Genomic DNA, 21,897 nt, shown 5'->3' with positions numbered 1-21,897 from the left:
TAGGACACATAACGCAGCCTATCAATTCTTAAATTACTTCGACTTTTCTAGCCTACATGAACTCGTTTTTTCGTCTTTCGGAGATGCTTTATGACCACAAAACACCCATTTTTATAGACAAAAAGAAAAAGGGTTTCTACTAAGAAAACCACACTTTCAAAAACGAACTATTGATTTTATTAGTTTTTCCATACATACTATATTTATACATATATTTAATTTTTTAGTTATACATGGAAAAATTACATATCGGCATTATATAATGCTACCACACGAGAATTGGCCAGTCAACAGCTTATTCTTTTTGTCAAGGAAATTTTTTGGATCACACGATGCGGGTCACAAAAACAAGACATCAGGCCGTGTCGTTCTTATAAAGTTCTTACGGCTTTAATAATATGATAGCCTTTTTTTCTTTCGACAATTTCCACTTTTTCAAAAACCGATTCTAGCTTCTCAATTGCAGATGGAGCCCCTTGTTTCTTTTGGATCACAACCCAAAGCTCTCCCCCAGGCACTAAATACCGATAACTCTCTTCTAAAATCTGGTGGACTACCTTCTTCCCTGCACGAATTGGCGGATTAGAGATAATCGCAGCAAAACCTCGATTTTCTACATTTGAAAACAAATCACTTTGATGAATGTCTACATTACTGATTTTATTCACTTCTGCGTTTTTCTTGGAAAGCTCAATCGCACGCTCGTTGACATCAATCATTTCAATAGAACGATCATTATATACTTTCGCTAGCGCAAGGCCAATTGGACCATACCCACACCCAACATCTAAAAATGGACCTGTAACTTCAGGAGCACGAAATTCTTCTACTAGTAATCTTGATCCAAAGTCGACCTCGTTTTTTGAAAAAACACCGCTGTCGCTTGTAAAAGAAAGCGAATTCCCTTTTAAAACAAAGGTCCATGTTTTTTGATTACTGGCTACCGTGGGTTTGCTAGTGTAGTAATGTTCAGCCATTTATGTATCTCCCAACATAAGAGTATATGAACAGTATACCCATATCATTCACAATTGATAAAAAAAGCTCGCTTTCATAGCGAGCTTTTTCTTACGTTCATTCGTTATTACTTAACTTCTACGCCAGCTCCAACTTCTTCAAGTTTAGCTTTAACTTCTTCAGCTTCTTCTTTAGAAACGCCTTCTTTAACAGCCTTTGGAGTGTTGTCAACAAGTTCTTTAGCTTCTTTTAAGCCAAGACCAGTGATTTCACGAACAACTTTGATAACTTTGATTTTTTGTGCACCAGCGTCAGCTAATACAACATCAAATTCAGTTTGTTCAGCAGCAGCTTCAGCAGCGCCACCAGCAGCTACAGCTACAGGAGCAGCAGCAGTTACACCAAATTCTTCTTCAATTGCTTTTACTAGGTCGTTAAGTTCTAAAACAGTCATAGATTTAACTGCTTCAATGATTTGTTCTTTAGTCATTAGAAAATCCTCCTTAAATAATTATCCTATTTGTAATTCGAATTGTAAGTCTGTATTGCGATTAAGCGCCTTGCTCTTCCTTTTGCTCTGCAACTGCCTTAGTAGCAAGTGCAAGGTTACGGATTGGAGCTTGAAGTACGCTAAGCAACATAGAAAGTAAACCTTCGCGTGATGGTAGATCAGCAAGAGCTTTAACTTCCTCAAGAGTTGCGATGTTTCCTTCGATAACACCTGCTTTAATTTCTAATGCTTCATGCTTTTTCGCAAAGTCATTAAGAATTTTAGCAGGAGCAACTACATCATCGTTACTGAATGCAATTGCGTTCGGTCCTGTTAATGCATCATTTAAACCAGCAAGCTCAGCTTGTTCTGCAGCACGGCGAGTTAATGTGTTTTTGTACACTTTGAAATCAATGCCTGCCTCACGAAGTTGCTTACGGAGTTCTGTTACTTCAGCAACAGATAGTCCGCGGTAGTCTACAACTACTGTCGATTTACTTGCACGGAATTTGTCTGCAATTTCAGTTACGATTTGTTTCTTTTGTTCTACTGCATGACTCATTCTTCTACACCTCCTGTGAGTAATTTCAGACACTTGAAACCGTTCGGTGTTTGTCGTTGTCCATAATGGACAACTCTAGATTAAAAAACCTCTATGCCTTGCAGACATAGAGGTAGTAAGATCTTAGTTTATATACTACACCTCGGCAGGAAATTAAGCTTTTAAAAAGCACCTACTGTCTACGGTACAAATGCTATTCATTTGTTAACAACAAAATTTATTATATGAAATGCTTTCGTAAAAGTCAATATCCACTATTTTCTAATTAGAAAGTAGAGCCGTCAACTTTTACGCCAGGTCCCATTGTAGATGATACAGCAACGTTCTTCATGTAAGTACCTTTTGCTGCAGATGGTTTAACCTTAAGCATAGTTTCATAAATTGTAGCGAAGTTCTCAATTAGTTTTTGATCGTCAAATGAGATTTTACCAATTGGAACATGGATGTTTGAAGATTTATCAATGCGGTATTCAACTTTACCTGCTTTGATTTCGTTGATTGCTTTTGTTACATCAAATGTAACAGTTCCTGTTTTAGGGTTTGGCATTAAGCCTTTAGGTCCTAAAACACGACCAAGCTTACCAACTTCACCCATCATGTCAGGTGTAGCTACGATTACATCAAAGTCAAACCAGCCTTGTGTGATTTTGTTGATGTATTCGCTATCTCCAACGTAGTCAGCACCAGCAGCTTCAGCTTCTTTTGCTTTTTCGCCTTTAGCGAAAACTAATACACGTTGAGTTTTACCAGTACCGTTCGGCAGAACAACTGCACCACGAATTTGTTGGTCAGCTTTCTTAGGGTCAACTCCTAAACGGAATGCAACTTCAACAGTCGCATCAAATTTAGCTGTGTTTGTTTTCTTTACTAATTCAATTGCTTCTGCAACCGAGTAAGCTTTTGTACGGTCTACTAATTTAGCAGCTTCTACGTACTTTTTACCTCTTTTTGCCATTATCATTTCCTCCTCAATTGTGGTTTTAACGGAATAACCTCCCACGCCAAGCAAGCAGCATAATATATTCATACTGATGCTGGACAGAACAAAGGTTGCGAACGAACGAAAAGATTGTTCCATCCGCAACCCCTAAAAACATGTAACAAACAGGAATTAGTCTTCGATAACAATTCCCATGCTACGAGCAGTACCTTCTACCATACGCATTGCAGATTCAACGCTTGCCGCATTTAAATCAGGCATTTTTGTTTCTGCAATCTCGCGTACTTTATCACGCTTAACTGTTGCAACTTTATTACGGTTAGGTTCACCTGAACCAGACTCAATACCAGCCGCTTTCTTTAAAAGAACTGCAGCAGGAGGAGTTTTAGTAATAAATGTAAATGAACGATCTTCATAAACTGTGATTACAACAGGAATAATTAAACCAGCTTGTTCTGCTGTACGAGCATTGAACTCTTTACAGAATCCCATAATGTTAACACCTGCTTGACCTAATGCCGGTCCAACTGGTGGTGCTGGGTTTGCTTTACCCGCTGGAATTTGTAATTTAACCTCTTTAATTACTTTTTTAGCCACGAGACACACCTCCTTAAAGTCCGTGATGTGGTAATAGGGGTATACCCTCCCACTCATCTATTCTTTACCTATCAATAAAGAACGTTAGCATAGCTAGTCTTAGTCTTTTGAGACATACTGACCTATGCAATATTACCACTTTCGGCTTCCAATATCAAGTTTTTTCTAAATTAGATTTTTTCAATTTGTGTAAAGTCTAATTCAACCGGGGTTTCACGGCCGAACATGTTAACAAGAACTTTTACTTTTTGCTTATCAACATCAAGATCTTCAATTGCACCAGTGAAGTTCATAAATGGACCTTCCTTCACACGAACTGTTTCCTTAAGTTCAAAATCAACTTCCTTCGGTCTTTCATCCATTCCCATTCTCTTAAGTATGAACGTTACTTCATCCGGCAGAAGCGGTGTTGGTTTTGAACCTGAACCCGCTGAGCCTACGAAACCTGTAACACCTGGGGTATTACGGACAACATACCAAGAATCATCCGTCATAATTAACTCAACTAACACATAACCCGGGAATACCTTCTTTTTGACGGTCTTTGTTTTCCCATTTTTTATTTCAGTTTCTTCATCTTCTGGTACAACAACGCGGAAGATTTTATCTTGCATGCCCATTGTTTCGACACGTTTTTCTAAATTTGTTTTTACTTTATTTTCATACCCTGAATACGTATGAACAACATACCAATTCTTTTCCATATGTTAGGACTGCTTGTCCTTCCCTCCCTTTACTGGGTTTAAACTAAATATCATTTTGACAGTCTATTTTTTTGCAATTAAAAAAACCCGTACCCGGGCTTTTTCGAAAACATTCTTTATTCTCTATCCATCATTATACCATGACTGTACAGTGTTTATTCAAGTACTAAACGAATTAATTCGGAAATTCCTAGGTCAATCACGGCAAAAAACACAGATACAAAGATTACTGTTGTTAATGTAACAATTGTATAACGTGTAAGTTCCTTTCTCTTTGGCCAGCTTGTCTTCTTCATTTCTCGAACTACTTCACGAAAAAACTTAGTTATGCGCTTCATCCAAGTAACCTCCAACTTTATCAACACAGTCTGCGATCTATTTCGTTTCACGATGATTCGTGTGGGAATTGCAAGTCTTACAAAACTTCTTCATTTCAAGTCGTTCAGCTGAAGTGCTATTCTTCATGGTGGAATAATTTCTACTGCCACATTCCACACAGGCTAAAATTACCTTTTTTCGCATTTTATCACCTTCAAATGCTACGAATACTATTTTATGAAAAATGTCTCAATTTCCTTAAAAATGTAACACAGGCTTGATTTATATGTCAATACTAGCCCTTATCTGTAAATAATGGGTAAATTCGGTTTTATAATTTGATTTCCTGAATTTCCAAATACCGTTCTAATTTTCGTTTTACCCGCTGAAGTGCATTATCAATCGACTTTACATGTCGGTTTAGATCCTCTGATATCTCCTGATAGGACCTTCCGTCTAGATATAAGGACAATACCTTCCGTTCTAAATCACTTAAAAGCTCTGCCATTTTTAATTCAATGTCATCAAACTTTTCTCTATTGATGATTAATTCCTCAGGATCCAAAATCTTCGCTCCTGATATCACATCCATTAATGTACGGTCAGATTCTTCATCATATATCGGCTTGTCCAACGAAACATAAGAGTTGAGAGGAATATGTTTTTGTCTTGTTGCCGTCTTAATCGCAGTAATAATTTGGCGTGTAATACAAAGTTCCGCAAACGCTTTAAATGAAGACAGCTTGTCCTCTTTAAAATCACGAATCGCTTTGTATAAACCAATCATCCCTTCTTGTACAATATCTTCACGATCTGCCCCAATAAGAAAGTATGATCTGGCTTTTGCACGCACAAAGTTTTTATACTTATTGATTAGAAAGTCCAATGCCTCGCTTTCCCCAGCATGGACCAATTCCACGACTTCCTCATCCTCTAGTCGGTCATAATATAACCTGTTGCCATAATCATCGAAGCTTGAACTCACGCCGATCCCTCCGACCTACCTTAGAAGTTGTTTCCTACAAAATTACTATTACGATGAAATCTGTAATGTTCATAAAATTCTTTATCTAGGAATATTATACAGGAGTGCTTTTCCAAGCGTCAACCGGTCATCGCTGTCCGCGGCGCCATTTTTCAAATATTTCAGCAATTTCATCAGAAAGTGGAATTTTTGAAACACTTTTTTCTTGATACGTTTTCTTGACATCCTTTTGAATTCCAGACTCGACAACTTCCATCTCGGTTAATAATTCCCTCGCAGATTTTCGTAAAGCCCCTTGTCCAAATATCTGCCATTGTTCCGTAAAATCGGAGGTCGCTACATGGATTTGTGTTTTGATATTACTTAATTGTTGGGCAAGCTTTTCGATTCGTTCATCAGCCGTCTCATTTTCACGGGTAAAAATAACTTCGATCTTTCGGCTTTTCGTTTTTGTTTCAATTCCTGGTACGAGGTGTGCATCAAATACGACAATCACCTTATATCCTGTATACGCCTGATATTCAGCCATCTTTTCGATTAATAAATCACGCGCTGCCGAAAAGTCCTTTGTTTTAAGAAGACGTAGTTCTGGCCATGCACCAATTATGTTGTAGCCATCCACCAGCAGGATATCCATTTATTTTATTCCCCTAACGGATTCCGCTTACGATATACCTCATACATAAGTAGACTTGCAGCTACAGAAGCATTTAAAGAGGTAACTTTACCTTGCATCGGCAGCCGCAGAAGAAAATCGCATTTTTCTTTCACAAGACGTCCCATGCCTTTACCTTCACTGCCAATGATTAAGCCAATCGGCATTTTACCATCAACGTTTCGATAATCCTCTTTTCCCTTTGCATCTGTTCCAACAATCCATACACCACGGTCCTTTAATTCATCAATCGTTCTTGCTAGATTTGTTACACGGGCAACTGGTATATATTCAATTGCTCCCGTTGAAGCCTTTGCAACAGTCGCAGTTAAACCAACCGCTCTTCTTTTCGGAATGATAACCCCATGTGCCCCAACTGCGTCTGCAGTACGGAGAATTGAACCGAGATTATGGGGATCCTCTAATTCATCCAACAGAATGATAAACGGCGCTTCATCTCGGTTTTTGGCTAATGCCAAAATATCATCAACTTCAGCATACTCATACGCCGCTACCTGTGCGACAACTCCTTGGTGATTCCCTTCAACCATTTGGTCAATCTTCTTTTTCGGAACAAATTGGACCAATACATTTCCTTCTTTTGCAAGAGATGTGATCTGGTTCATTTGCCCTCGATTCGAGCCCTCTGCTATCCAAATTTTATTAATATCCCGCTCTGATTTTAATGCTTCAATAACAGGGTTTTTCCCAATAATATAATCACTCGCCATTACTTTTTCCTCCTTTCTTAAGATTCGATAATACGAAATGCTTCTTCAATAATAGAATGAATTCTATCTGTGTTATTCTGTAAAAAATGATAACCGATTAAAGCTTCGAACGCTGTACTGTATCGATATGTTTGGACATCTGTATTTTTAGGAACAGTTCCACTCTTCGCATTGCGTCCTCTTCTCACTACCGCTCGTTCCTCTTCTGAAAAATACTCTTCATCCAGCATTCTATGAATAACAGCAGATTGAGCTTTGGCGGAAACATAATACTTTGCCTGATTATGAAGCTGGTTCGGTCTTACGCCTCCCTTTTGTAATAGGTAATGCCGCACATACATTTCGTATACGGCATCACCCATATAGGCAAGAGCAAGACTATTTAATTGATGGCTATCTATTTGATTGTCTGATAATAACGTCATTGATTATCCTCTTTTCCATCTTGTCCCTTGAGGCGTGTCTTCGAGAATTATGTTCATTGCTTTTAATTGATCTCGGATTTGATCAGATAAAGCAAAGTCGCGATCTTTACGTGCTTGGTTTCGCTTTTCGATTAGTTCTTCGATTTCCTCATCAAGTAATTGTTCATCCTCTAATCTAAGCCCTAGTGTATCAAACAATACCTCGAACTCTTGCAGAAAGGCATTAATGACTTTTTCCGACGTATTTTTTTCCTGCAAATAGTAATTCGCTTGTTTTGAAAGCTCGAACAAGACAGAAATTCCATTCGCTGTATTAAAATCATCATCCATCGCAACGATAAAATCATTGCGAAATCCTGTAATTTTTTCTAACCATTCTGCATCATTATCTGTTAGATTAGTGCTGCTTTCCATACGATGCTTCAAATTTGCATAGGAGGTACGTAATCGTTCCAACGCATTTTTAGTGCTTTCCAGTAAATCAAGGCTGTAGTTAATTGGATGTCGATAATGAACTGACAGCATGAAAAAGCGTAATACCTGCGGGTCAATGTCTTTGATAATATCGTGAACCAATACAAAGTTCCCAAGGGACTTAGACATTTTTTCATTGTCAATATTAATATAGCCATTGTGCATCCAATAGTTTGCGAAGGTTTTTCCGCTTACGGCTTCTGATTGTGCGATTTCATTTTCATGGTGCGGGAATGCCAAGTCCTGACCACCTGCGTGAATATCAATTGTTTCACCCAAGTATTTTTTAGCCATCGCCGAGCACTCGATATGCCAGCCTGGTCGACCTTGGCCCCATGGGCTTTCCCAATAAATTTCCCCTGGCTTTGCACTTTTCCAAAGCACGAAATCAAGGGCATCCTGTTTCTTATCCCCAACTTCAATTCTTGCACCAACGCGAAGCTCATCAATGGATTGGTGTGAAAGCTTACCATATTCCTTGAATTCCCTTGTACGATAGTACACATCACCTTCTGATTCATAGGCAAATCCTTTATCAATTAAAGCTTGGATAAATTCAACGATAATATCCATGTTTTCGGTAACCCTTGGGTGAACATCTGCCTTTTTGCAGCCTAACGCAGACACGTCCTCATGGTATGCATGGATAAAACGTTCCGCAATGGCTGGCACCTCTTCCCCTAATTCGTTTGCTGCTTTTATTAATTTGTCGTCTACATCCGTGAAGTTGGATACATAATGGACGTCATAGCCTCTAAATTCAAAATAGCGACGAACCGTATCAAAAACGATAGCAGGGCGTGCATTCCCTATATGGATATAGTTATAGACAGTTGGACCGCACACATACATTTTTACCTTGTTTTCTTCAAGAGGTTTAAATTCTTCCTTTTTGCGTGTTAGCGTATTATAGATGTGAATGGGCATTGTCCCTTACTCCTTCCTTTTGCTGCATTTCTTCTCTTAGGCTTTTTATTTCATTTTCTAGTTCTCTGATTTTATCTAAAACCGGATCTGGTAAGTCCCGATGATTTAAATCCTTGCTATTTTTTATTTTGACACCATCTTGAATCACTACTCTACCTGGTATTCCGACAACCGTCGAATTCGGAGGAACATCTTGCAGAACAACCGAACCCGCACCTACCTTTGAATTTTCTCCAATTGTAATCGATCCTAATACTTTTGCACCGGTTGCAATAAGGGCATTGTCCTTAATTGTTGGGTGTCGCTTTCCTTTTTCTTTCCCCGTACCGCCAAGTGTTACGCCTTGGAAAACAGTCACATTATCACCAATTTCACATGTTTCGCCAATCACCACACCCATCCCATGGTCGATAAAGAAACGGCGACCAATTTTGGCTCCTGGGTGAATTTCAATTCCTGTGAAAAAGCGACTTATTTGCGAGACTGTTCTAGCTAAGAAAAACATTTTTCGGTTAAAAAGAAAATGTGCCACACGATGGGCCCAAATTGCATGTATTCCGGAATAAGTCAGCATTACTTCAAAATGAGTTCTTGCTGCTGGGTCCTGTTCAAATACAACCTCGATATCCTCTTTCATTCGTCTAAACACGATCAACCCTCCTTATAAGAAAAGCGCAGGCGCCTGAAGCTAGATATTACCTTTTTGCCAAATCAAAAAGCGCCCCTGTGTATAAACACAGAGACGCTTCGTTCGCGCGGTTCCACTCTGTTTAGGTAATGAAAAGTCCGTTACCTCAACTTAATCTCTTAACGGTGAGACGCCGCTTTTATCTACTTCATTAATTGGTTCGATAAAAGGCTCAAAGGTGCATTTCAATAAGTATTTCCCTTAAACCACTTTCAGCCGGTGATGGTTCTCTCTGCTCGTATTTGCGACACACACAAATACTTTAAGGTCTATCACTTATTTACTCTCCTTATCAACACTTTAACATAATCGTTTTTATTAACTATACTATATTACATTTTCAGCCAGATGTTAACTAATTAAACTCTTTAAGCGAGAAATAATTTTTTCTTTTCCTAAAAGGTGAATCGCTTGCGGCAGATCAGGACCATGAAGCTGACCAGTTGCAGCTGCACGAATTGGCATGAAAAGGTTCTTTCCTTTTTGACCAGTACCTTTTTGAACAGCTTTAATGGCTGCCTTAATTTCATCCGCACCGAAAGTATCAAGACTTTCAACCTCTTGTAAAAAGGCTGCCAATACTTCAGGAACTGTTTCACCCGCCAAGACTTCCTTCGCATCGTCCTCAAGGGTTACTTCATCCCTAAAGAAAAGGTCTGTAAGCTCAACGATTTCCGCTCCATAGCTCATTTTTTCTTGATGTAAGGCAATTAAGTCGCGTGCCCATTCTTTATCAGCTTCGCTTAATGACTCATTTAATTTACCTGCTTTAATTAAATGTGGCAATGATAGCTCAATTAGGCGATCAAGATCAATATTTTTTATATATTGATTGTTCATCCAAGTCAGTTTTTGGGTATCAAATACAGCCGGTGATTTCGATAGTCGTGCCGAATCAAAAATTTGAATAAACTCCTCTTTTGTATGGAGCTCTTCTTCCCCGACCGGTGACCAGCCTAATAGCGTAATGAAGTTAAATAAGGTTTCAGGCAAATAACCAAGCTCTTTATATTGTTCAATAAATTGAATAATCGATTCATCACGTTTACTGAGTTTTTTATGGTTTTCACTAACGATTAGTGTCATATGTCCAAATGTTGGAATTTTCCAACCGAATGCCTCATACACGACCATTTGCTTAGGTGTATTAGAAATATGATCTTCTCCGCGTAGCACATGTGAAATTCCCATTAGATGGTCATCAATAGCTACTGCAAAATTATAAGTTGGAGTACCATCCTTTTTCACGATTACATAATCGCCCATACCTTCAGATTCAAAAGAAATTTCGCCTTTTACCATATCATGAAACGTGTAGGTTTTTCCTTCAGGAATAATGATCCGAATACTTGGCTGTCTTCCTTCAGCTTCTAAAGCCTCTTGCTGCTCCTTTGTTAAGTGACGGCATTTTCCAGAATAATGAGGAGTCTCACCACGTGCCATCTGCTCTTCACGCTCATTTAAAATCTCTTCTTCCGTACAATAGCATTTATAAGCAAGTCCTTTTTCAAGAAGCTCTGTATAATGCATTTCATATATCTCATTACGTTCTGATTGACGGTATGGCCCGTATTCGCCACCAACATCCGGACCTTCATCCCAATCTATTCCAAGCCATTTTAAATATTTAAGTTGGCTTTCTTCGCCGCCTTCAATATTTCGTTTTTTGTCTGTATCTTCAATACGAATGATGAATTTTCCATTTTGATTTCTTGCATATAAATAATTAAATAGGGCTGTTCTTGCATTTCCTATATGTAAATGTCCTGTTGGACTTGGTGCATAGCGCACACGTACGTTATTTGCCATTAATGTACCCTCCGTTACAACGCTTAATGATATTTTAATAATATTAGCTATCTGCCTTTTGCAGCAAAACTGCAACTTGTGCGGCTATTCCCTCACCGCGTCCAGTAAAGCCGAGCTTTTCAGTTGTTGTTGCTTTCACATTTACCTGTGCAGGATCGGCTTCAAGCAATTGGGCAATCCGCTCCCTAATTTGCTCAATATATGGAGCCATTTTAGGTTTTTGAGCGATAATCGTGCAGTCGATATTCCCAAGTTTATAGCCCTTTTCTTTCACTAAATTCCATACATGCTGTTGAAGTTTAGCGGAATCAGCATCTTTGTAGTTTGGGTCCGTATCCGGAAAATGCTTGCCGATATCTCCTTCGCCAATTGCTCCAAGACAGGCATCAGAAACTGTGTGAAGCAACACATCTGCATCTGAATGTCCTAGTAATCCTTTTTCATACGGAATCGTAATTCCGCCTATAATTAACGGGCGCCCTTCAACCAATTGGTGAACATCAAAGCCCTGTCCAATACGAAACATGGTTTTCCCCCTTTTAAATAGTTTTTATTGTCTAGTTCCAGGTGCCATAGGCTCGAGGTCATAAGCCAATCGCTTCGGAAGGTAAAAGGCACCTTCTGTCAGCGCTCGTCTTATGCTTGTCGCCTATAAACAGGCACCTTGCACTTTTCTATTTTGCCCAGTTTTGTAAAATTGCTTCCGCAAAAACTAAGTCATCAGGTGTTGTTAGTTTGATATTTAAATAATCGCCATTAACAATATATACCTGTTTTGGGATTCTTTCAACGAGACTAGCCTCATCTGTACCTAGAAAATTTTCTCTTTTCGCCAACTCATGTGCCTTTTGTAAGATAGAAACATGAAAAGCTTGTGGGGTTTGGATGGCCCACAAGCTAGAACGTTCAACTGTTTCTTCGACATATAAATCAAGAGAGGCGCGCTTGATTGTATCCTTTACGGGAACCGCTAGCACGGCTGCTCCCTTTTCTGCTGCAACATTCACTAACTCATGAACATGTTTTTGTTTCAGGAAGGGTCTTGCACCATCATGAACTAACACAATATCTGTTGCCTTCACAGCTTGTAAGCCATTATAGACACTGTACTGGCGCTCACTGCCACCCTGGATGAGAGAAACAACCTTTTTGATCTTATATGTTTGTATCATCTCTTCAAAAATGGGTTGTTCATCCTTATTAATAACTAAGATAATTCCTGAACACTTAGGGTCATGTTCAAAAACTCGTAATGTATGAATAATAACTGGTATTGATTTCAATTCGATGAATTGTTTATTTTTTCCTGCGTTCATTCTTTTTCCTTGTCCTGCCGCGGGAATGACAACCTGATAATTCACCCGTAACGCCCCTTATAATGCTTTCTCAAGTAATTTTGGCTTCGCAAATATCATTCGGCCCGCCGATGTTTGTAAAACACTCGTTACAAGAACATCAATGTGTTTTCCAATATAGTCACGACCTTCTTCGACAACAATCATCGTACCATCATCTAAATATGCGACACCTTGATTATGCTCTTTTCCATCCTTAATGACTTGAACGCTTAACTCTTCACCAGGTAATACCACCGGTTTTACTGCATTTGCAAGATCATTAATATTCAACACTGGCACATTTTGCAGCTCACACACTTTGTTCAGGTTAAAGTCATTTGTCACAACTACACCCATCGTTAATTTTGCAAGTTTTACTAACTTACTATCAACCTCTTGAATATCGTCAAAATCACCTTCGTAGATTTCAACCTTGATTGACAGTTCTTTTTGAATTCGATTTAAAATATCTAGACCTCTTCTACCGCGGTTTCGCTTTAACACATCTGAAGAATCAGCTATATGCTGAAGCTCCTCTAGCACAAACCGAGGAATGACAATGATTCCTTCAAGAAACCCGGTTTGGCATATATCCGCAATACGTCCATCAATAATAACACTTGTATCTAAGATTTTCAGTTTTTTCGCTTGTTGGTTTACTTCTTCTTCCTCCAAGCTCTTTTTCTTACCAGCGCGGTTAATAGAGAATAAGTTCACAAGCTCATCCCGCTTTTTAAAACCAACTTGGAAACCTAAGTATCCTAAAAGCAGGGTAATGAAAATAGGAAGCACTGTATTTACAACTGAAAATGAAATACGGTCTAATGGAATCACAATTAAAAACGCAACAATTAATCCCGAAATCAAACCTAAGCTTCCAAATAAAACATCTGTAACAGGAGCTTTGATCAATGACTCTTCAAGCCATTTAATTAAACCTACGATATAATCTACTAACCAAAAAGTAACAATAAATAATATAATAGCACCTAAGATCGCAAGCGTATAAGAATTATTTAGATATGGAATATTGTCGATATTTAACAGCCCTAATAAATCTGGCAGATAGACAATTCCAAGCATACCTCCGACAATTAGAAAAAAGAGCTGCACAATACGTTTTAACATTCCTTCACCTCCTCCTATTCATTATTAACACTTTATAACAATTGAAACCTGCAATAAATAGCTTTTTAAAAATGTAAAGCAAATGACATAGATGTGTAAAACGCTACTCATATATTATTTTTAAAAGCTTATAAAATTATTACTGCTTCTTTAAAAATAATTATTTACTCAATTGGTATGAGAAAAACGGATGTCCCACCTATTTCACACATACTATACGAATTAAGAAACAAAAATGTTTCATTTTTTCCAGATTTTTTAACGCGCAATTATTGGTTATTTTCCTAATGTATGTTGAATCGCCTGTCTAATATCACTCACACCGATGACTTCGATTCCCTTTGGAATTGTCCACCCACCTAAATTTCGTTCTGGAAGAATCACTCTTTTGAAGCCAAGTTTTGCTGCTTCCTGGACTCGCTGCTCAATCCGCGAAACACGCCTTACCTCTCCGGTTAAACCAACTTCACCAATAATGATATCTGCTGGATTTGTCGATTGATCTTTAAAACTGGAAGCGATACTCAAGGCAACTGCTAAATCAACCGCGGGTTCATCTAGTTTTACTCCACCTGCGACCTTCAAATAGGCATCTTGATTTTGCAAAAGGAAGCCTGCCCTTTTTTCCAATACGGCCATTAATAATGAAACCCTGTTATGGTCAATCCCTGTTGCCATACGACGTGGATTACCAAAACTAGTTGGTGATATAAGTGCCTGAATTTCGACTAAAACGGGTCGTGTACCTTCCATCGAAGCAACAACTGTTGACCCCGCAGCACCCGCGGAACGCTCCTCCAGAAAGATCTCCGAAGGGTTCGCCACTTCTTCAAGGCCGCTTTCCTTCATCTCAAAAATACCCATTTCATTCGTTGAACCAAATCGGTTCTTGACTGCACGTAATATACGATATGTATGATGACGTTCTCCCTCAAAGTACAGAACGGTATCCACCATATGCTCGAGTAAACGCGGACCAGCAATATTACCCTCTTTTGTCACATGGCCCACAATAAAGATAGCGATCCCGTTTGTCTTTGCAATTCGCATTAGCTCCGCAGTACATTCTCGTACCTGAGAAACACTGCCAGGAGCAGAAGTGATTTCAGAGTGATAAATCGTTTGAATGGAATCAATTACAACAAAGGATGGATTTAACTCGGTAATTGTCTGGGAAATAAATTCAAGGTCAGTCTCCGCTAAAACATACAACTGATCAGAAGAAACCCCTAAACGATCGGATCTTAGTTTTGTTTGTTTGACTGATTCTTCCCCGGAAATATATAGAACTTTGCTTTGTTTGGCTATTTGTGAGGATACTTGCAGTAATAACGTAGACTTCCCTATACCTGGGTCGCCACCAATTAAAACAAGTGAACCATTAACGATTCCACCGCCAAGTACACGATTAAATTCCTTATTTGTTGTAAACATTCTAGGTTCATTTTCTGACTCAATTGAAGTGATGGGTGAAGGCTTGCGCTGAACTGTGGGACTTGAATGAGCAAAAGCGCCTTTTCTTGCTGGTTTATGCAAAGTCTCCTCGACTAATGAATTCCATGCACTACATCCAGGGCATTTTCCCATCCATTTTGGCGATTCATAGCCACAGGATTGGCAGGTGAATTTTGTCTTTGTTTTTGCCATCGTCATTAATCCTTTCTTTATAAAAAAAGAGGTATACACCAAATCAAATACGCCAAGGCGTATTTGCGCCCAGATTTTTTAGGCCCACACGAGGTGGGTCACAAAGACGAAGACATCAGGACATGGCGTTCTTAGTCTTTGATCCTTTGCTCGAAAAGTTTCCTTTGAAAATCTGTGGCATCCGCCGGAGGCTTTAACTTTATTCAGCAAAAGCCTGAATAAAGTTAACTATTGATGTATACCTCTCTTACAATGTGCATTTACATGCTTTTTTATTTCACTGTTTCTTTTGTTTCTTCCGTGTGAATGACGAATTCACCGTTATTAAAGTCCATTACGATTTTCTTTCCTTTTTCTATATTACCGCGTAATAGTTCTTCAGACAAACGGTCTTCGATTTGCTTCTGAATCGCACGGCGTAAAGGACGTGCCCCGTATTCTGGATCATACCCTTCTTCAGCAATTCGATCTTTCGCGCTTTCTGTTAATTCAAGCTCAAATTCTTGCTCTTGCAGACGTTTTGTTAACTGATCTCCCATAAGGGTAACGATTTCTCTTAAATGCTTCTTCTCGAGTGAGTGGAAGACGATGGTCTCATCAATACGGTTAAGGAACTCTGGGCGGAATGCTTTCTTTAGCTCTTCCATTACCTTATCCCTCATGTTTCGATAATCTTGTTTCTCATCGTCAAGCGCAAAGCCGACATATTTGTTTCGTTTCAGTGTACTAGCTCCAACGTTCGACGTCATGATTAGGATTGTATTTCTAAAATCAACCGTACGACCCTTAGAGTCTGTCAAACGTCCATCCTCTAGTACCTGAAGTAAAATATTAAACACATCAGGGTGTGCTTTTTCAATTTCATCCAGAAGGACAACAGAATATGGCTTACGGCGAACCTTTTCGGTTAATTGGCCACCTTCTTCATAGCCAACATATCCAGGAGGTGAACCGACTAATCTTGATGTGGAGTGCTTCTCCATGTACTCCGACATATCGACACGGATCATTGCATCCTCATCACCAAAAATGGATTCCGCTAAAGCACGTGCTAATTCTGTTTTCCCGACCCCTGTTGGCCCTAGGAATATGAATGAGCCTGTTGGGCGCTTCGGATCCTTTAAACCCGCACGTGAACGTCTTACAGCCTTAGAAACAGCCTTTACAGCTTCTTCTTGACCAATTACGCGTGAATGAAGGATTTCCTCCATGTTAAGTAGCTTATCTGCTTCTGTTTGGGCTAATTTAGATACTGGCACCCCAGTCCAGCTAGATACAACCATTGCGATATCATCAACCGTAACCTCAGAATTCTCTTGGCCCTGTTTTTCCTTCCAGTTTTTCTTTGTTTCTTCTAACTGTTCACGAAGGCGTTGCTCTGAATCTCGTAATGAAGCTGCTTTTTCAAATTCCTGACTTTGAACAGCCGCATCCTTTTCCTTGCGAACCTCTTCAAGCTTTAGTTCAAGCTCCTTTAAATTCGGTGGAGCCGTATATGAACGAAGACGAACCTTTGAACCTGCCTCATCAATCAAATCAATTGCCTTATCTGGTAAAAAGCGGTCTGAAATATACCGGTCTGAAAGTTTAACTGCTTGTATAATCGATTCATCAGAAATGGATACTCTATGGTGCGCCTCATAACGGTCACGCAATCCTTTTAAAATTAAAATGGATTCGTCAACAGACGGTTCATCCACCTGAATTGGTTGGAAACGACGCTCTAGAGCAGCATCTTTTTCAATGTATTTTCTATACTCATCTAATGTGGTTGCACCGATACATTGCAGTTCGCCGCGAGCAAGAGATGGCTTTAAAATATTTGATGCATCTATCGCCCCTTCAGCACCACCTGCTCCAATTAATGTATGAAGTTCATCAATGAATAGAATAATATTGCCTGCTTGGCGAATCTCATCCATTACCTTTTTCAAACGATCCTCAAATTCACCGCGGTATTTTGTACCCGCAACAACGGTCCCCATATCAAGGGTCATTACACGTTTATCACGAAGCGTTTCAGGAACTTCATTGTTGACGATCTGTTGGGCTAATCCTTCAGCGATTGCGGTCTTACCGACACCCGGTTCCCCAATTAAAACAGGGTTATTTTTTGTTCGGCGGCTAAGCACCTCGATTACACGTTGAATCTCTTTGCTGCGCCCAATCACTGGATCAAGGCTGCCTTCTCTAGCAATCGCTGTAAGATCTCGTGCTAGGCTATCAAGTGTTGGCGTATTTGCATTTGCTGAACCTCCGCCATGATGCCCTGATGATGACTCATTGCTTCCCAACAGTTGTAGAACCTGTTGACGAGCTTTATTAAGGCTCACTCCAAGATTATTTAATACTCTTGCAGCAACACCCTCACCTTCACGAATTAATCCAAGTAAGATGTGCTCAGTTCCAACATAAGAATGACCAAGTTTACGGGCCTCATCCATTGATAGTTCAATGACTTTTTTAGCACGCGGTGTATAATGTATGGTCTGTGAACCTTCCTGGCCACGGCCAATTAAAGCTTCTACCTCTTTTTGAATTTTTTCTGGACCTAATCCAAGTGCAAGAAGGGCCTTTGCAGCGATTCCTTCGCCTTCACGTATAAGACCTAATAATACATGTTCAGTACCTATATTGTTATGTCCCAATCGAACAGCTTCCTCTTGAGCTAACGCTAACACCTTTTGAGCACGCTCAGTAAATCTGCCAAACATCATAACCCATCACCCTCCGTGTTGGTAGTCTTATTTTTTTCTAGCTTCAACCTTTCTCGAATCATAGACGCCCTTCTGACATCCCTTTCATTTGGCCTTAATACCCCACCTGCATAGACCTGTAAGAATCCCGGTTGAGTTAATGTCATGAGTTCATTAAGGATCGTTCTCGATATATCTTTTATAAGTCCGAGATCAATGCCTAATCGAACATCTGATAAACACTTTGCTGCTTCCTTCGATTCAATGATTCTGCTATTAGCTAAAACCCCATAGGAACGAAAAACACGGTCCTCCAGCTGAATGTTGGAAGTTTTCACAAGTGCTTCTCGTGCAGAGCGCTCTTGTGCAATCAATTGCGCAACTACACTCTCTAAATCTTCCACAATATCTTCTTCTGTCTTGCCCAGTGTGATTTGGTTGGAGATTTGAAAAATATTTCCTAACGCCTCACTGCCTTCACCATAAATTCCTCTAACAACTAGACCTAGTTGATTAATCGCCGGTATTATGCGACTCATTTGATGGGTAAGGATAAGTGCTGGGAGATGCATCATTACAGATGCTCTTAATCCTGTTCCCACATTTGTTGGACAGCTAGTTAAATATCCTCTTGTTTCATCAAATGCATAATCAACATGCTCTTCGATCCAGTCATCCAAGTTATTTGCAACCTTCAAGCTTTCGGATAATTGCAACCCTGGGAATAAACATTGTATTCGGATATGGTCCTCTTCATTAATCATGATGCTAATTTCTTCATTTTCGGATAATAGACAAGCTCCAAATGTAGAGTTTTCGGCTAAATGCGGGCTTATTAAATGCTTTTCAACAAGTACCCTTTTTTCATTGGGCTGAAGTTCCATCATTTTTAATAATTCAAGTTCCCCTATTGAGGGGAAACTCTTCCCCGCAAATCCTTTTTGAAAGACATCTACAATTTGCTCGGCCTCCTCATTTGAATTAACGGTTGAAAATGGTACGTTTTTCAAATTCCGAGCAAGCCTAATCCGTGAACTCAAGACAATATCTGAATCAGGACCTTCTTGACTCATCCAAGCACTTAAGGCTTGATTGATAAAATGCTCAAGTGACATTGATTAAACCTCCCCCTCTGTGTAACCACTCAGCCTTTTTTCGAGTGCTCTAACGTGGTCACGAACATCAGCAGCTTTTTCAAATTCCTCTAAAGAAATATATTCCTGCATTTTTTGCTTTAGTTGTTCAATCTCTTTCCGAATATGGAAGGAGCCGCCGATTCGTTTTGGAATTTTCCCTGTGTGATGTGTATTGCCACTATGCAGACGTTTTAAGATTGGGGTAAGTTGTTTTTCAAAGGTTGGATAGCAATGTGAACATCCAAACCGTCCTATCTTTGCAAATTGTTGAAAAGTCATTTTACAATTCTCACATTGTAATACTTCATTTTTTTGAAATGCATTTTGATTTGAACCTGCAAGTGGCTCAAACTGAAGTAGCCCCGCTAATAAGTTATCTATTGAAAACCCAGATGTTCCCGGAAACATGAACATCTCACTTTTTTCTTGAACACAATGTTCACAAATATGAATTTCTGTTTTTTCACCATTAATAACCTTTGTAAAATGAAAAGTCGCAGGGCGTTGATTACATTCTTGGCATATCATGATAACACCTTCCTACTTTATCAAATGCACCTTGGCGTATTTGCGCCCGATTTTTTAGGCCCACACGATGTGAGTCACAAAGACGAAGACATCAGGATGTAGCGGTTCTTAGTCTTTGATCTTAAGCTCGAAGATTCCCTTTAAAAAATCGTGGCATCCGCCGGGGGCTTTAACTTAATTCAGCATGGGTTTTACCCTGCTGATTAATTAACTTTTTATCTGTACATAAGGGATGTAAGCATTGCCTTTAGCATTCTGGCCCTTAATTCATCCCGATGTGGAAGCTCTATAAACAAGACAGAACGGTCAATTACACTCAGCATGATCTTTGCCTCTCTTTTCGAGATGACTTCCTCTTCAATCAAACGCAAAATGACATCCTCCGCACTTGTTTGAGAGACCCGTTTATCAATAAGACGTACAAGCTGATTAATTAAATGAGAGTCGTCATTTGATTTTACTCTCATAATCCGAATGTAACCCCCGCCACCTCTTTTACTTTCCACCAGGTAGCCTCGTTCTAAGGTAAACCTTGTATTTATCACATAGTTGATTTGAGATGGGACACATTCAAATTTATCGGCAATCTCACTTCTTTTAATCTCAACTATAGCTCGATCACTTGTATCAAGAACACTTTTTAAATAATGTTCTATGATATCAGATATATTCCTCATTATGACCACACCTCACCTTGACTTTGACTATATTTGACTATAATTATAATATAAAATGATTGCACTCATTTTTCAACTATTTCGCATTTATAATTGAAAGCAGAAATTGGCAATCATTTACCGTTCACAAGGCTTTACTATCCTATACTTTCCAAATCCAGTATATATCTAAACACCAAATTAAAAAATTTTTTGTACGATTTCCTGTTTTGACATTTCTTCATATAAACGTAAGCGCTCATTTTTACTTGCCACTTCCACCTCAACCGTGTACTGGCAATTATTATCCGATTTATCCTTCGAATACTTAATATTAAAATCCCTTACCTTAAAACCATTATCCTTAAATAACTTTAAGATGGCTGAAAATGAAGAAATATCCTCATTGATAATGATATGAACAACCCTACGCTTTCGAGATTTAAAAAAGAATTCTTCAAACCGGTTTAGAAAAATCAAGCTCAATAAAACCACAATGGTTGTTAATATAGCCGGAGCATACATCCCTAGCCCTATGATTAACCCAAGGCCTGCAACCACCCAAATTGATGCTGCCGTCGTTAATCCACGAACCGTTGCATCCCTTACTAAAATGGTCCCCGCACCCAAAAATCCAATCCCGCTAATCACATATGAAGGAATTCGTGCCGGGTCAAAGCGGACATTTGTACTCATCTCCAAGTAAGGCTGAAACCCAAAGATGGACATGAGCATCATTAAACAAGAACCGACTCCGACCAGTAAATGTGTACGGAATCCAGCAGGATGTTTATGAACCTCTCTCTCCAATCCAACTAATCCACATAATAACGCTGCCATAAAAATACGTATCGCCATCGTTATAAATTCGTGCGTCTGGAACGATGCAAAAAAATCTGCCATTGTCACATCCCCTCCTGTTCATAAATCCTGTACCTTAAAGTATTCGATAGGTATTCAAAATCCCCTTTATTAAAAAGAGAAAAAATAAGTGTTTTATCATTATACGATTCCCTTAAAAAGTTTATGATTGTCCTGACTCCTTTTTTTAGAATAGTATTTCAGTCTTAGGAACTTAGACATTTTTATCATAAGCAATTTGATTTAAAATATTGAGTATTTGTGGGGTGTAAAATTTAACAGGATATATGGGAGTAGCAGTCGTATTGCATTTTCATTGATTTTATAAAAAGAGATAGTATGCGGGGGTTTTCCGAATAAATACGGAACGGAACCCATTTCGGAGTGAATAAGGGGAGGTTTTCCGACTATTAAAAGCAAAATCCCCTATTTTCGTGTTTTTCGACTCAATAGGAGGAATTTCTCCGTCAATTTAAGAGTTTTTTAATAATAATTACTTTATAGGCGAAACTTTTTCCTTTTATTTTCCGGCTCAGATCTTTAATAACAAAAAAAGACCAACCATAATGGCTGATCTTCTTGGGTGCCTAGCGACGTCCTACTCTCACAGGGACAAAGTCCCAACTACCATCGGCGCTGAAGAGCT

At 39.1% G+C, this 21,897-nt stretch carries 24 protein-coding genes and 2 other annotated features; all 24 genes read right to left on the bottom strand.

The window, feature by feature from the left end; genetic code table 11:
- Positions 1-371: 371 nt before the first annotated feature.
- The 24 genes from LKW28_RS18275 to LKW28_RS18160 all read right to left on the bottom strand — a co-directional run bounded on the left by LKW28_RS18275 (position 372) and on the right by LKW28_RS18160 (position 21,293).
- Complete coding sequence (locus tag LKW28_RS18275; protein WP_229141883.1) at positions 372-977, bottom strand: class I SAM-dependent methyltransferase; 606 nt, start codon at positions 975-977, stop codon at positions 372-374.
- Positions 978-1,084: 107 nt separating this feature from the next.
- Positions 1,085-1,447 (bottom strand): 50S ribosomal protein L7/L12, encoded by a 363-nt coding sequence (gene rplL / locus LKW28_RS18270; RefSeq protein ID WP_229141882.1) that lies wholly within the window; start codon positions 1,445-1,447, stop codon positions 1,085-1,087.
- A 61-nt stretch (positions 1,448-1,508) separates the two neighbouring features.
- Positions 1,509-2,009 (bottom strand): 50S ribosomal protein L10, encoded by a 501-nt coding sequence (gene rplJ / locus LKW28_RS18265; protein WP_229141881.1) that lies wholly within the window; start codon positions 2,007-2,009, stop codon positions 1,509-1,511.
- A gap of 73 nt (positions 2,010-2,082) precedes the next feature.
- Positions 2,083-2,212: a sequence feature (ribosomal protein L10 leader region), on the bottom strand.
- A gap of 62 nt (positions 2,213-2,274) precedes the next feature.
- Positions 2,275-2,964 carry a 50S ribosomal protein L1 gene (rplA, locus tag LKW28_RS18260; protein ID WP_229141880.1) on the bottom strand — a complete coding sequence of 230 codons (690 nt, stop codon included), beginning with the start codon at positions 2,962-2,964 and terminating at the stop codon, positions 2,275-2,277.
- 156 nt (positions 2,965-3,120) lie between these two features.
- Complete coding sequence (rplK, locus tag LKW28_RS18255) at positions 3,121-3,546, bottom strand: 50S ribosomal protein L11 (RefSeq protein ID WP_229141879.1); 426 nt, start codon at positions 3,544-3,546, stop codon at positions 3,121-3,123.
- A gap of 170 nt (positions 3,547-3,716) precedes the next feature.
- On the bottom strand, positions 3,717-4,250 hold the full coding sequence (nusG, locus tag LKW28_RS18250) for a transcription termination/antitermination protein NusG (RefSeq protein ID WP_229141878.1): 534 nt from the start codon (positions 4,248-4,250) through the stop codon (positions 3,717-3,719).
- Between the two features lie 155 nt (positions 4,251-4,405).
- A complete protein-coding gene (secE, locus tag LKW28_RS18245) occupies positions 4,406-4,588 on the bottom strand; it encodes a preprotein translocase subunit SecE (RefSeq protein ID WP_116354154.1) in 183 nt (60 codons plus the stop codon).
- 37 nt (positions 4,589-4,625) lie between these two features.
- Entirely contained in the window at positions 4,626-4,772 is a 147-nt protein-coding gene (gene rpmG, locus LKW28_RS18240) for a 50S ribosomal protein L33 (RefSeq protein ID WP_010284985.1), read from the bottom strand.
- 127 nt (positions 4,773-4,899) lie between these two features.
- Positions 4,900-5,553 (bottom strand): RNA polymerase sporulation sigma factor SigH, encoded by a 654-nt coding sequence (sigH, locus tag LKW28_RS18235; RefSeq protein ID WP_229141877.1) that lies wholly within the window; start codon positions 5,551-5,553, stop codon positions 4,900-4,902.
- 127 nt (positions 5,554-5,680) lie between these two features.
- A complete protein-coding gene (locus LKW28_RS18230) occupies positions 5,681-6,190 on the bottom strand; it encodes an NYN domain-containing protein (RefSeq protein ID WP_229141876.1) in 510 nt (169 codons plus the stop codon).
- Positions 6,191-6,195: 5 nt separating this feature from the next.
- A complete protein-coding gene (gene rlmB, locus LKW28_RS18225) occupies positions 6,196-6,939 on the bottom strand; it encodes a 23S rRNA (guanosine(2251)-2'-O)-methyltransferase RlmB (RefSeq protein ID WP_229141875.1) in 744 nt (247 codons plus the stop codon).
- Positions 6,940-6,956: 17 nt separating this feature from the next.
- Positions 6,957-7,364 carry a Mini-ribonuclease 3 gene (locus tag LKW28_RS18220; protein ID WP_229141874.1) on the bottom strand — a complete coding sequence of 136 codons (408 nt, stop codon included), beginning with the start codon at positions 7,362-7,364 and terminating at the stop codon, positions 6,957-6,959.
- 3 nt (positions 7,365-7,367) lie between these two features.
- Complete coding sequence (cysS, locus tag LKW28_RS18215; RefSeq protein WP_229141873.1) at positions 7,368-8,765, bottom strand: cysteine--tRNA ligase; 1,398 nt, start codon at positions 8,763-8,765, stop codon at positions 7,368-7,370.
- On the bottom strand, positions 8,746-9,402 hold the full coding sequence (gene cysE, locus LKW28_RS18210; RefSeq protein ID WP_267498063.1) for a serine O-acetyltransferase: 657 nt from the start codon (positions 9,400-9,402) through the stop codon (positions 8,746-8,748). The genes cysS and cysE overlap by 20 nt, the downstream gene beginning before the upstream one ends.
- A 98-nt stretch (positions 9,403-9,500) precedes the next feature.
- Positions 9,501-9,758 (bottom strand) — a binding site (T-box leader).
- A gap of 46 nt (positions 9,759-9,804) precedes the next feature.
- Positions 9,805-11,262: a glutamate--tRNA ligase gene (gltX, locus tag LKW28_RS18205; protein ID WP_229141872.1), complete on the bottom strand. Its 1,458-nt coding sequence runs from the start codon at positions 11,260-11,262 to the stop codon at positions 9,805-9,807.
- 43 nt (positions 11,263-11,305) lie between these two features.
- A complete protein-coding gene (ispF, locus tag LKW28_RS18200) occupies positions 11,306-11,788 on the bottom strand; it encodes a 2-C-methyl-D-erythritol 2,4-cyclodiphosphate synthase (protein WP_229141871.1) in 483 nt (160 codons plus the stop codon).
- A gap of 148 nt (positions 11,789-11,936) precedes the next feature.
- Positions 11,937-12,623: a 2-C-methyl-D-erythritol 4-phosphate cytidylyltransferase gene (gene ispD / locus LKW28_RS18195; protein WP_229141870.1), complete on the bottom strand. Its 687-nt coding sequence runs from the start codon at positions 12,621-12,623 to the stop codon at positions 11,937-11,939.
- Between the two features lie 12 nt (positions 12,624-12,635).
- Positions 12,636-13,727, bottom strand: a complete 1,092-nt coding sequence (locus LKW28_RS18190) for a PIN/TRAM domain-containing protein (RefSeq protein ID WP_229141869.1) — start codon at positions 13,725-13,727, stop codon at positions 12,636-12,638.
- Between the two features lie 276 nt (positions 13,728-14,003).
- Positions 14,004-15,374: a DNA repair protein RadA gene (gene radA / locus LKW28_RS18185; protein WP_229141868.1), complete on the bottom strand. Its 1,371-nt coding sequence runs from the start codon at positions 15,372-15,374 to the stop codon at positions 14,004-14,006.
- A 272-nt stretch (positions 15,375-15,646) separates the two neighbouring features.
- Positions 15,647-18,091: an ATP-dependent protease ATP-binding subunit ClpC gene (gene clpC / locus LKW28_RS18180; RefSeq protein WP_229141867.1), complete on the bottom strand. Its 2,445-nt coding sequence runs from the start codon at positions 18,089-18,091 to the stop codon at positions 15,647-15,649.
- The gene (locus LKW28_RS18175; protein WP_229141866.1) at positions 18,088-19,185 is read right to left on the bottom strand and encodes a protein arginine kinase; all 1,098 of its coding nucleotides are present in this window, start codon (positions 19,183-19,185) and stop codon (positions 18,088-18,090) included. Before LKW28_RS18175 ends, clpC begins: the two co-directional genes overlap by 4 nt.
- Before the next feature lie 3 nt (positions 19,186-19,188).
- Positions 19,189-19,734 (bottom strand): UvrB/UvrC motif-containing protein, encoded by a 546-nt coding sequence (locus LKW28_RS18170; RefSeq protein ID WP_229141865.1) that lies wholly within the window; start codon positions 19,732-19,734, stop codon positions 19,189-19,191.
- Between the two features lie 215 nt (positions 19,735-19,949).
- A complete protein-coding gene (locus tag LKW28_RS18165; protein ID WP_229141864.1) occupies positions 19,950-20,411 on the bottom strand; it encodes a CtsR family transcriptional regulator in 462 nt (153 codons plus the stop codon).
- Between the two features lie 180 nt (positions 20,412-20,591).
- Complete coding sequence (locus LKW28_RS18160) at positions 20,592-21,293, bottom strand: MgtC/SapB family protein (RefSeq protein ID WP_229141863.1); 702 nt, start codon at positions 21,291-21,293, stop codon at positions 20,592-20,594.
- Positions 21,294-21,897 lie beyond the last annotated feature (604 nt).

The organism is Bacillus sp. REN16 (genome assembly GCF_020731355.1).
Classification (GTDB): Bacteria; Bacillota; Bacilli; order Bacillales; family Bacillaceae_L; genus Ferdinandcohnia.
Note: the sequence above shows the minus strand (reverse complement) of the source record. Positions and strands in the feature narration are given on the sequence as shown.

Coding starts and splice junctions, on each gene's coding strand:
- rplL (WP_229141882.1), bottom strand. CDS start 1,447: ATGACTAAAGAACAAATCATTGAAGCAGTTAAATCTATGACTGTTTTA.
- rlmB (WP_229141875.1), bottom strand. CDS start 6,939: ATGGCGAGTGATTATATTATTGGGAAAAACCCTGTTATTGAAGCATTA.
- rpmG (WP_010284985.1), bottom strand. CDS start 4,772: ATGCGAAAAAAGGTAATTTTAGCCTGTGTGGAATGTGGCAGTAGAAAT.
- LKW28_RS18160 (WP_229141863.1), bottom strand. CDS start 21,293: ATGGCAGATTTTTTTGCATCGTTCCAGACGCACGAATTTATAACGATG.
- radA (WP_229141868.1), bottom strand. CDS start 15,374: ATGGCAAAAACAAAGACAAAATTCACCTGCCAATCCTGTGGCTATGAA.
- ispF (WP_229141871.1), bottom strand. CDS start 11,788: ATGTTTCGTATTGGACAGGGCTTTGATGTTCACCAATTGGTTGAAGGG.
- clpC (WP_229141867.1), bottom strand. CDS start 18,091: ATGATGTTTGGCAGATTTACTGAGCGTGCTCAAAAGGTGTTAGCGTTA.
- LKW28_RS18190 (WP_229141869.1), bottom strand. CDS start 13,727: ATGTTAAAACGTATTGTGCAGCTCTTTTTTCTAATTGTCGGAGGTATG.
- rplJ (WP_229141881.1), bottom strand. CDS start 2,009: ATGAGTCATGCAGTAGAACAAAAGAAACAAATCGTAACTGAAATTGCA.
- gltX (WP_229141872.1), bottom strand. CDS start 11,262: ATGGCAAATAACGTACGTGTGCGCTATGCACCAAGTCCAACAGGACAT.
- cysS (WP_229141873.1), bottom strand. CDS start 8,765: ATGCCCATTCACATCTATAATACGCTAACACGCAAAAAGGAAGAATTT.
- rplA (WP_229141880.1), bottom strand. CDS start 2,964: ATGGCAAAAAGAGGTAAAAAGTACGTAGAAGCTGCTAAATTAGTAGAC.
- LKW28_RS18165 (WP_229141864.1), bottom strand. CDS start 20,411: ATGAGGAATATATCTGATATCATAGAACATTATTTAAAAAGTGTTCTT.
- secE (WP_116354154.1), bottom strand. CDS start 4,588: ATGAAGCGCATAACTAAGTTTTTTCGTGAAGTAGTTCGAGAAATGAAG.
- LKW28_RS18175 (WP_229141866.1), bottom strand. CDS start 19,185: ATGTCACTTGAGCATTTTATCAATCAAGCCTTAAGTGCTTGGATGAGT.
- LKW28_RS18275 (WP_229141883.1), bottom strand. CDS start 977: ATGGCTGAACATTACTACACTAGCAAACCCACGGTAGCCAGTAATCAA.
- LKW28_RS18230 (WP_229141876.1), bottom strand. CDS start 6,190: ATGGATATCCTGCTGGTGGATGGCTACAACATAATTGGTGCATGGCCA.
- cysE (WP_267498063.1), bottom strand. CDS start 9,402: ATGAAAGAGGATATCGAGGTTGTATTTGAACAGGACCCAGCAGCAAGA.
- LKW28_RS18220 (WP_229141874.1), bottom strand. CDS start 7,364: ATGACGTTATTATCAGACAATCAAATAGATAGCCATCAATTAAATAGT.
- nusG (WP_229141878.1), bottom strand. CDS start 4,250: ATGGAAAAGAATTGGTATGTTGTTCATACGTATTCAGGGTATGAAAAT.
- LKW28_RS18170 (WP_229141865.1), bottom strand. CDS start 19,734: ATGATATGCCAAGAATGTAATCAACGCCCTGCGACTTTTCATTTTACA.